7 protein-coding genes and 1 pseudogene are annotated in these 8,784 nt (G+C 71.2%); 7 read left to right on the forward strand and 1 reads right to left on the reverse strand.

Annotated elements, in window-relative coordinates; translation table 11 throughout:
* The first annotated feature begins 40 nt into the window (after positions 1–40).
* From ACFU53_RS28545 to ACFU53_RS28560, 4 genes are all read left to right on the forward strand, one after another.
* Positions 41–796, forward strand: a complete 756-nt coding sequence (locus ACFU53_RS28545; RefSeq protein WP_383998361.1) for a (Fe-S)-binding protein — start codon at positions 41–43, stop codon at positions 794–796.
* Entirely contained in the window at positions 793–2,271 is a 1,479-nt protein-coding gene (locus ACFU53_RS28550; RefSeq protein WP_383998340.1) for a LutB/LldF family L-lactate oxidation iron-sulfur protein, read from the forward strand. The genes ACFU53_RS28545 and ACFU53_RS28550 overlap by 4 nt, the downstream gene beginning before the upstream one ends.
* Complete coding sequence (locus ACFU53_RS28555) at positions 2,268–2,921, forward strand: lactate utilization protein C (protein WP_383998341.1); 654 nt, start codon at positions 2,268–2,270, stop codon at positions 2,919–2,921. The genes ACFU53_RS28550 and ACFU53_RS28555 overlap by 4 nt, the downstream gene beginning before the upstream one ends.
* Positions 2,922–3,094: 173 nt before the next feature.
* Positions 3,095–3,889: an SAM-dependent methyltransferase gene (locus tag ACFU53_RS28560; protein ID WP_383998344.1), complete on the forward strand. Its 795-nt coding sequence runs from the start codon at positions 3,095–3,097 to the stop codon at positions 3,887–3,889.
* Between the two features lie 42 nt (positions 3,890–3,931).
* Here the strand turns inward: ACFU53_RS28560 and ACFU53_RS28565 are convergent.
* A pseudogene (locus tag ACFU53_RS28565) lies at positions 3,932–4,692 on the reverse strand (UdgX family uracil-DNA binding protein).
* Between the two features lie 324 nt (positions 4,693–5,016).
* On the opposite strand from ACFU53_RS28565, the gene ACFU53_RS28570 reads away from it, so the two are divergent.
* The 3 genes from ACFU53_RS28570 to katG all read left to right on the forward strand — a co-directional run bounded on the left by ACFU53_RS28570 (position 5,017) and on the right by katG (position 8,749).
* Positions 5,017–5,904, forward strand: a complete 888-nt coding sequence (locus tag ACFU53_RS28570; protein WP_383998347.1) for an EamA family transporter — start codon at positions 5,017–5,019, stop codon at positions 5,902–5,904.
* Between the two features lie 160 nt (positions 5,905–6,064).
* A complete protein-coding gene (locus ACFU53_RS28575; protein ID WP_383998350.1) occupies positions 6,065–6,508 on the forward strand; it encodes a Fur family transcriptional regulator in 444 nt (147 codons plus the stop codon).
* Positions 6,509–6,532: 24 nt separating this feature from the next.
* Entirely contained in the window at positions 6,533–8,749 is a 2,217-nt protein-coding gene (gene katG, locus ACFU53_RS28580) for a catalase/peroxidase HPI (protein ID WP_383998353.1), read from the forward strand.
* Positions 8,750–8,784: the final 35 nt, after the last annotated feature.

Here is an 8,784-nt window from a genome sequence, read left to right on the forward strand (position 1 = left end):
ACTCTGCACTCATCCGATGACCGATCCCCAAGGAGCCGCGATGCGTGTCGCCCTGTTCCTGACCTGTGTCAACGACACGCTCTATCCGGACACCGGCCGCGCCGTGGTGAAACTGCTGACCAGGCTGGGCGTCGACGTCGACTTCCCGATGGGCCAGACCTGCTGCGGGCAGGCGCACTACAACACCGGATACCGGCGTGAGGCCGAGCCACTGGCCCGGCAGTTCTCCGATGTATTCCGGGACTACGAGGCGATCGTGACGCCGTCCGGCTCGTGCGGGGCGATGGTGCGGGAGCTGTATCCGCGGATGGGCGAGCGGGCTCGGGCGGAGGGGCGCGGGGACGCCCTCGCGCGAACGCTGGCGCCGGTCGTGCCGAAGACGTACGAGCTGACCGAGTTCCTGGTGGACGTGCTGGGCGTGACCGACGTCGGCGCGTACTACCCGCACAGGGTGACGTACCACCCGACCTGCCACGGGCTGCGGAGCCTCGGCCTCGGCGAGCGGCCGCGGCGGCTGCTGCAGGCCGTGAAGGGGCTGGAGCTGGCGGAGCTGCCCGGCGCCGACGAGTGCTGTGGCTTCGGCGGTACGTTCGCCATGAAGAACTCCGATGTCTCGGCGGCCATGGGCGCGGACAAGGTGCGCAACGCCGAGTCGACGGGCGCCGAGGTGCTGTGCGCGGCCGACAACTCGTGCCTCATGCACATCGGCGGCACGATGACCCGGCTGCGTACGGCCGTACGGCCGGTCCACATCGCGGAGATCCTGGCGAGCACGGAAGAGGAGCCCCTCGTATGAGCGGGACGTTCGTCGGTATGCCGGCCTTCCCGAAGGCCGCGCACGAAGCCGTGCACAACACGACCCTGCGCGGCAATCTGCGCCACGCCACCCACACCATCCGCGCCAAACGCGCGAACGCGGTCGCGGAGGTGTCCGACTGGGCCGCGCTGCGCGACGCCGGCAAGCAGATCAAGGACCACACGCTCCGTCATCTCGACCGGTATCTCGTGCAGTTGGAGGAGGCGGTCGCGGCGGCCGGCGGCACGGTCCACTGGGCCGCCGACGCGGACGAGGCCAACCGGATCGTCACGTATCTCGTCAAGGCGACCGGGGAGAGCGAGGTCGTCAAGATCAAGTCGATGGCCACGCAGGAGATCGGGCTGAACGAGGCGCTGGAGGCCGAGGGCATCGCCGCCTACGAGACCGATCTCGCCGAACTCATCGTGCAGTTGGGCAAGGACCGGCCCTCGCACATCCTCGTCCCGGCGATCCACCGCAACCGGGGCGAGATCCGGGACATCTTCGCGCGCGAGATGAGCGAGTGGGGACGCCCGGCCCCCGAGGGCCTCACCGACACGCCCGCCGAGCTGGCGGAGGCCGCGCGGCTGCATCTGCGGGAGAAGTTCCTGCGTGCCAAGGTCGGTGTCTCCGGCGCCAACTTCATGGTCGCCGAGACCGGCACGCTGGTGGTCGTGGAGTCCGAGGGGAACGGCCGGATGTGCCTCACCCTCCCCGAGACCCTGATCTCCGTGGTCGGCATCGAGAAGATCGTCCCGACCTGGCAGGACCTGGAGGTGTTCCTGCAGACCCTGCCCCGCTCCTCCACGGCCGAGCGGATGAACCCGTACACCTCCACCTGGACGGGAACGACCGACGAGGACGGGCCGGGGACCTTCCACCTGGTCCTCATCGACAACGGCCGCACCGACACGCTCGCCGACGAGGTCGGCCGCCAGGCCCTGCGCTGCATCCGCTGCTCGGCGTGTCTCAACGTCTGCCCCGTGTACGAGCGGGCGGGCGGCCACGCGTACGGCTCGGTCTACCCGGGCCCGATCGGCGCCATCCTCAGCCCCCAGCTCCGCGGCACGGGCAGCGAGATCGACTCCTCCCTGCCGTACGCCTCGTCGCTGTGCGGCGCCTGCTACGAGGTGTGCCCGGTCGCCATCGACATCCCGGAGGTGCTGGTGCATCTACGGGAGCGGATCGCGCAGGGCGGCCCGGTGACGGAGAAGGGCGCCAAGGTCGTCCTCAAGCCCGCGAAGGGGCACGCCGCCGAGCGGGCGGCGATGCGCGCGGCCCGCTGGGCGTTCAGCCACCCCGGCGCGCTGCGCACCGGGCAGCGGCTCGCGTCCCGCACCCGCCGCTTCCATCCCCGTACGCTGCCGGGCCCCGGCAAGGCGTGGAGCGCCAGCCGCGATCTTCCCGCGCTGCCCGCCGAGCCGTTCCGGGACTGGTGGCAGCGGACCAACGGCGGAAAGGACACCGGCAAGTGAGCAGCAGGGATCTGATCCTGGGCCGGGTGCGACGCGCCCTGGCCGACGTACCACGGGACGACACGCCGTACGAGCAGGCCGTTCAGCGGGGATATCTCCGTGAGCACGGCGGGCTGAGCGTCGCGGAGACGGTGGAGTTGCTGGCGGAGAACCTGGCGGACTACCGGGCGATCGTGCACCGTTGCGCGGACGAGGAGTTGCCGGAGCTGCTCATGCGGCTCCTGGCCGAGCGGGGCTCGCAGACCGTGCTGGTCCCGCCCGGGCTGCCGCCGTACTGGCTCAAGGCGGCCGACGCGACACGCGTGCACGACCGCGTCACGAGCACCGCGCACGATCTGGACAAGGTCGACAGCGTCGTCACCGCCTGCGCCCTCGCCATCGCCGAGACCGGCACGATCGTCCTCGACGGCTCCCCCGACCAGGGCCGCCGCCGGATCACCCTCGTGCCAGACCACCACATCTGCGTCGTACGCGTACCGGAACAGGTCGTGTCGTCGGTGCCGCAGGCCCTCGAACGACTCGACCCCACCCGCCCGCTGACCTGGATCTCCGGCCCGTCCGCCACCAGTGACATCGAGCTGGACCGGGTGGAGGGGGTGCACGGTCCGCGCACCCTGGAGGTGGTGCTGGTGACCGGGAGCGGCGCCTAGGACGTGGACGGACCTGGGCTTCCCGGACGTGGCGTAGCGGCCCGGGAGGCCGTAGGCCGCGGTCGGCCGGATCTCGACGGTGGGCGGTTGTTCCGGTGACTGTCCGCTGATCACGTACATGGCGATCTTGCTAGGTTGGGTGGCGGCTGCAAGCGTCAACACGGGGAGTCTCCATGCCACTTGACCGTCCGGTGATCAACAGCAACATTCCGCACTCGGCCCGGATCTGGAACTACTGGCTCGGCGGCAAGGACTGCTACGAGATCGACCGGCAGGTCGGTGACGAGATCCGCGGGGTGAACCCCCAGATCGTCGACATCGCCCGTGCCCAGCGGGCGTTCCTGCGCAGAACGGTCACCCATCTGACCGAGGTGGCCGGCTTACGCCAGTTCCTCGACATCGGCACCGGGCTGCCCACCGTGGACAACACCCACGAGGTCGCCCAGCGCACGGCCCGGGACGCGCGGGTCGTCTACGTCGACCACGACCCGACCGTCCTCGCCCACGCCAACGCCCTGCTCACCAGCTCCCCCGAGGGCGCCACCGCCTTCATCGACGCCGACCTGCGCGACCCGGACACCATCCTCGAACGCGCCGCCGACACCCTGGACCTCACCCGCCCGGTCGCCCTCATGCTGCTCGGCATCACCGCCCATGTGCCCGACGAGAGCGCGTACGACGTCGTCACCCGGCTCCTCGACGCCCTGCCCTCCGGCAGCCACCTCGTGTTCTGCGACAGCACGGAGGTGTACCGGCCGGAGGCGATGCGGGTCATGGTCGAGCACTGGAACGAGGCGAGCGACAACCCGCGCGTCAACCGTTCCCCCGAGCAGCTCGCGCGCTTCTTCGACGGGCTGGAGCCGCTGGAGCCCGGGCTCGTGTCCGTGGCCCGGTGGCGGGCCGAGAAGGACGGCTCCGACGAGCCGTGGGAAGTGGACTGTTTCGGCGGGGTGGGGCGCAAGCCGTAGGGGTCGCGGTGGGACCGCGGCACAGGTGTTACGGCGTAGGGATCACGGCTCACTCTTGGCCAAAGCTTCTGCGGCCACCTTCAGGTCCGACACAGTCCCGCGTACGCGCCCTCGCGGTCGTCGGCGCGGAGTACGGCGGAGGGATGCAGGGTGGCGACGACGTACGGCGACCGGTCTTCCGGCATGGGCAGCAGCGCGCCGCGGTCCTTGGTGACCCGGAAGGAGTTGCCGAGCAGGGCCTTGCCGGCGGTCGCGCCGAGGGCCACCACGATGTCGGGCCGGACCAGGCGCAGCTCGGCGAGCAGCCAGGGGCGGCAGGCGGCGACCTCGTGCAGGTCGGGCGCCTTGTGGATACGGCGTTTGCCGCCGGCCGGGAGCCGCGTGAACTTGAAGTGCTTGACCGCGTTGGTCACACAGGCCGTGTCCATGTCGCTCCCGGCGTCCTCCAGGGCCCGCCGCAACAGCCGTCCGGCGGGTCCGGCGAAGGGTTCGCCCTGCCTGTCCTCCTGGTCGCCCGGCTGTTCACCGACGAGGAGCAGCCGAGCCGAGTCGTCTCCCTTGCCGAAGACCGTCTGGGTGGCGTCCGCGTGGAGGGGGCAGCCCCGGCAGTCGACCGCGGCCCGGCGGTGGGCGGGGAGGCTGCCGCGACTCGGGAGATACGGCTCGGCGTCGTAGGCCTTCGGGTCCCGGGCGGTCCCCTTCGCGGGGCTCGTGCGCTTCGTACCGCTCGCGCCTTCGGCCGGGCGCGTGTGCTTGGCGGGGCTCGCGTGCTTGGCGGGGCCCGCGTGCTTGGTGACGCTCACGTGCTTGGCGGGGCCCGCATCCTCGGCCGCGCCCGCACCCTCGGCGGGGCCCGCATCCTTGGCGGGGCCCGCATCCTTGGCGGGGCCCGCACCCTCGGCCGCGCCCGCACCCTCGGCCAGGCCCGCACCCTCGGCCGCGCCCGCACCCTCGGCCGCGCCCGCACCTCGGCCGGGCCCGCACCCTCGGCCGGGCTCATCCGAGGCCACCTCCTTCGCGGGGGCCTGTCCGGAGGCTTTGCCGGGAGCAGGCTCGGGACTCGTCGGCGGGTACCCGCCCCTCCCGGTTCCATCATGGATTCGCCTCTGCGGGGCACCCACGGATGAATGGCCGTCCTTCTCGCCCTCGCGTCCGCCGCCCTGTACGGCATCGTCGACTTCGCCGGCGGCCTGCTGTCCCGCCGGGTGCACTTCGCCGTGGTCACCCTGCTCGGTCAGGTGGGCGGCCTGCTGCTGGCACTCGTGGTGGCGCTCCTGGTGCCGGCGCCGGACGTGCGGCTCCCGGACGTGCTGTGGGGCGCGCTGTCCGGTGTCGGGAGCGGGGTGGCGATGACGTACCTGAACCGGGGGCTGAGCCGGGGCAGCATGACCGTGGTGGTGCCGGTGAGCGCCGTCACCGGGGTCGCGCTGTCCGTGCTGTGCGGGGTCCTCCTGCTCGGCGACCGGCCCGCCGGTGCGGCATGGCTGGGCATCTGCGTCACGGCGCCGGCGCTGTGGCTGGTGTCGGGCGGGGGCGGGGCAAGGCCGACCGTGGACGGAGCCGGGTCCGCCGGGGCAGGGAACCGGACGGGGCCCGCCGAACTTCGGACGGGGGCGGCCTCGGACGGGCTGATCGCCAGCCTCGGTGTGGCGGTGCAGTATCTCGGGCTGGCACAGGCCGGTGCGGAGAGCGGGGTGTGGCCGGTGGTCGCGGGACGGGCGGCGGCGGTCGTACTCCTGCTGCCCGGGCTGTGGCGGCATGCCGGGCGGTTCCGTCAGCCGCCGGAGGTGTGGGGGAAGGCGGCCGCGATCGGGGCGGGTGCCGCGATCGCGCTGATCCTCTACCTCTGGGCGGCCCAGCGGCAGATGCTGTCCGTCGTGGTCGTCCTGGCCTCCCTGTACCCGGCCGTCCCCACGATCCTCGGCCTGACCCTGCTGCATGAACGGGTGACCACCCGGCAGACGGTCGGACTCGTCAGCGCGGCGATCGCTGTCGTCCTGCTCACCCTGGGCTGACCGGGGTCGCGGCACACCCGGAGTCGTCCCAGGTGGGAGGCGCAGCGGGCCATGCCATGGGCCCCGCCGGGCGGTCACGGACGGTGGCCGGGGCGGCACCTCAAACTTGGGTGGTTCGTTTTCTTGAACTGTTCGTGTTTATGAGGGTAGGTTGGTCTCCATGACCGCATCCCAGCCTCCGAACACCGCCGAGGAGTTGCGCGGTGCCGGCCTGCGGGTGACGGCCGCGCGCGTCGCGCTGCTGGAAACCGTCCGGTACGGCGACCACCTCGGCGTCGAAGCGATCGCCTCAGGAGTACGCGATCGTGTGGGCCACATATCGCTCCAGGCCGTGTACGAGGCTCTGAACGCGCTCACCAGTGCGGGACTCGTACGCCGCCTCGAACCACCCGGCAGCCCGGCCCTGTACGAGGGCCGTGTCGGGGACAACCACCACCACCTCGTGTGCCGCTCGTGCGGTGTCGTGGTCGACGTCGACTGCGCGGTCGGGCATGCCCCGTGCCTGACCGCCTCCGACGGCCGCGGCTTCGCGATCGACGAGGCCGAGGTCATCTACTGGGGCCTGTGTCCCCCATGCTCCAAAGCCAGCAGTTCAGCACCGTGATCCACCAGTTCCGGAAGGACTCCCATGACTGAGAACCACGACGCGATCGTCACGGACGCGAAGCCCGAGGAGACGGGAGGCTGCCCGGTCGCTCACGGGCGCGCCGCGCACCCGACCCAGGGCGGCGGAAACCGTCAGTGGTGGCCGGAGCGGCTCAACCTGAAGATCCTCGCCAAGAACCCCGCCGTGGCGAACCCCCTCGGTGAGGAGTTCGACTACGCCGAGGCGTTCAAGAACCTCGACCTCGCGGCTGTGAAACAGGACATCGCCGAGGTACTGACCACCTCGCAGGACTGGTGGCCGGCCGACTTCGGCAACTACGGCCCGCTGATGATCCGTATGGCCTGGCACAGCGCCGGTACGTACCGCATCAGCGACGGCCGCGGTGGCGCCGGTGCCGGTCAGCAGCGCTTCGCGCCGCTGAACAGCTGGCCGGACAACGCCAACCTCGACAAGGCCCGCCGTCTGCTGTGGCCGGTGAAGAAGAAGTACGGCCAGTCCATCTCCTGGGCCGACCTCATGATCCTCACGGGTAACGTCGCCCTGGAGCAGATGGGCTTCGAGACCTTCGGCTTCGGCGGCGGCCGTGCCGACGTCTGGGAGGCCGAGGAGGACGTCTACTGGGGCCCCGAGACCACCTGGCTCGACGACCAGCGCTACACCGGTGACCGCGAGCTGGAGAGCCCGCTCGGCGCCGTCCAGATGGGTCTGATCTACGTCAACCCGGAGGGCCCGAACGGCAACCCGGACCCGCTCGCCGCGGCCCGCGACATCCGTGAGACGTTCCGCCGCATGGCGATGAACGACGAGGAGACCGTCGCCCTCATCGCCGGTGGTCACACCTTCGGCAAGACCCACGGCGCCGGCCCCGCGGACAACGTGGGCAACGACCCCGAGGCCGCCTCGCTGGAGGAGCAGGGCCTCGGCTGGAAGAGCACCTACGGCACCGGCAAGGGCGGCGACACCATCACCTCCGGCCTGGAGGTCACCTGGACCGCCACGCCGACGCAGTGGAGCAACGGGTTCTTCAAGAACCTGTTCGAGTTCGAGTACGAGCTGTCGGAGTCCCCGGCCGGCGCCAAGCAGTGGGTGGCCAAGGACGCCGAGGCGATCATTCCCGACGCGCACGACGCGTCGAAGAAGCACCTCCCGACGATGCTCACCACCGACCTGTCGCTCCGCTTCGACCCGGTCTACGCGGAGATCTCGCGTCGCTTCTACGAGCACCCCGAGCAGTTCGCGGACGCCTTCGCCCGCGCCTGGTTCAAGCTGACCCACCGTGACATGGGCCCGAAGTCCCAGTACCTCGGTGCCGAGGTCCCGGCGGAGACCCTGATCTGGCAGGACCCGCTGCCGGAGGCCGAGGGCGCGGTCATCGACGCCGCCGACATCGCGGCGCTCAAGGCCAAGCTCCTCGCCTCGGGTCTGACCGTCTCGCAGCTGGTGTCCACGGCGTGGGCCTCGGCCTCCACCTTCCGTGCCAGCGACAAGCGCGGCGGCGCCAACGGCGCCCGTCTCCGCCTGGAGCCCCAGCGCGGCTGGGAGGTCAACAACCCGGACGAGCTGCGTCAGGTCCTGAGCGTCCTGGAAGGCGTCCAGGCGGAGTTCAACTCCGGCGCCAAGAAGGTCTCCCTGGCCGACCTGATCGTCCTCGGCGGTGCCGCCGCGGTCGAGAAGGCCGCCAAGGACGCCGGTCACGACGTCGAGGTGCCGTTCACCCCGGGCCGCGTGGACGCGACCGACGAGCACACGGACGTGGAGTCCTTCGCCGCGCTGGAGCCGACGGCCGACGGGTTCCGCAACTACCAGGGCAAGGGCAACCGCCTCCCCGCCGAGTTCCTGCTGCTCGACAAGGCGAACCTGCTCTCCCTGAGCGCCCCCGAGCTGACGGCCCTCGTCGGTGGTCTGCGTGTCCTGGGCGCCAACCACGCCCAGTCCTCGCACGGCGTCTTCACCGACACCCCGGGCAAGCTCACCAACGACTTCTTCGTCAACCTGCTCGACCTGGGTACGGCCTGGAAGTCCACCTCCGCGGACCAGACCCTCTTCGAGGGCCGTGACGCGGCCACCGGCGAGGTCAAGTGGACCGGCACCCGTGCCGACCTCGTCTTCGGCTCGAACTCCGAGCTGCGCGCCCTCGCCGAGGTCTACGCGAGCGACGACGCCAAGGAGAAGTTCGTGAAGGACTTCGTCGCGGCGTGGGCCAAGGTCTCCGACCTGGACCGCTTCGACCTGGTCTGATCGTCCCGATCACGGCGTCCGGGCCGGCCCTTCGC

This window comes from Streptomyces sp. NPDC057474, from assembly GCF_042802555.1.
Taxonomy (GTDB): Bacteria; Actinomycetota; Actinomycetes; order Streptomycetales; family Streptomycetaceae; genus Streptomyces.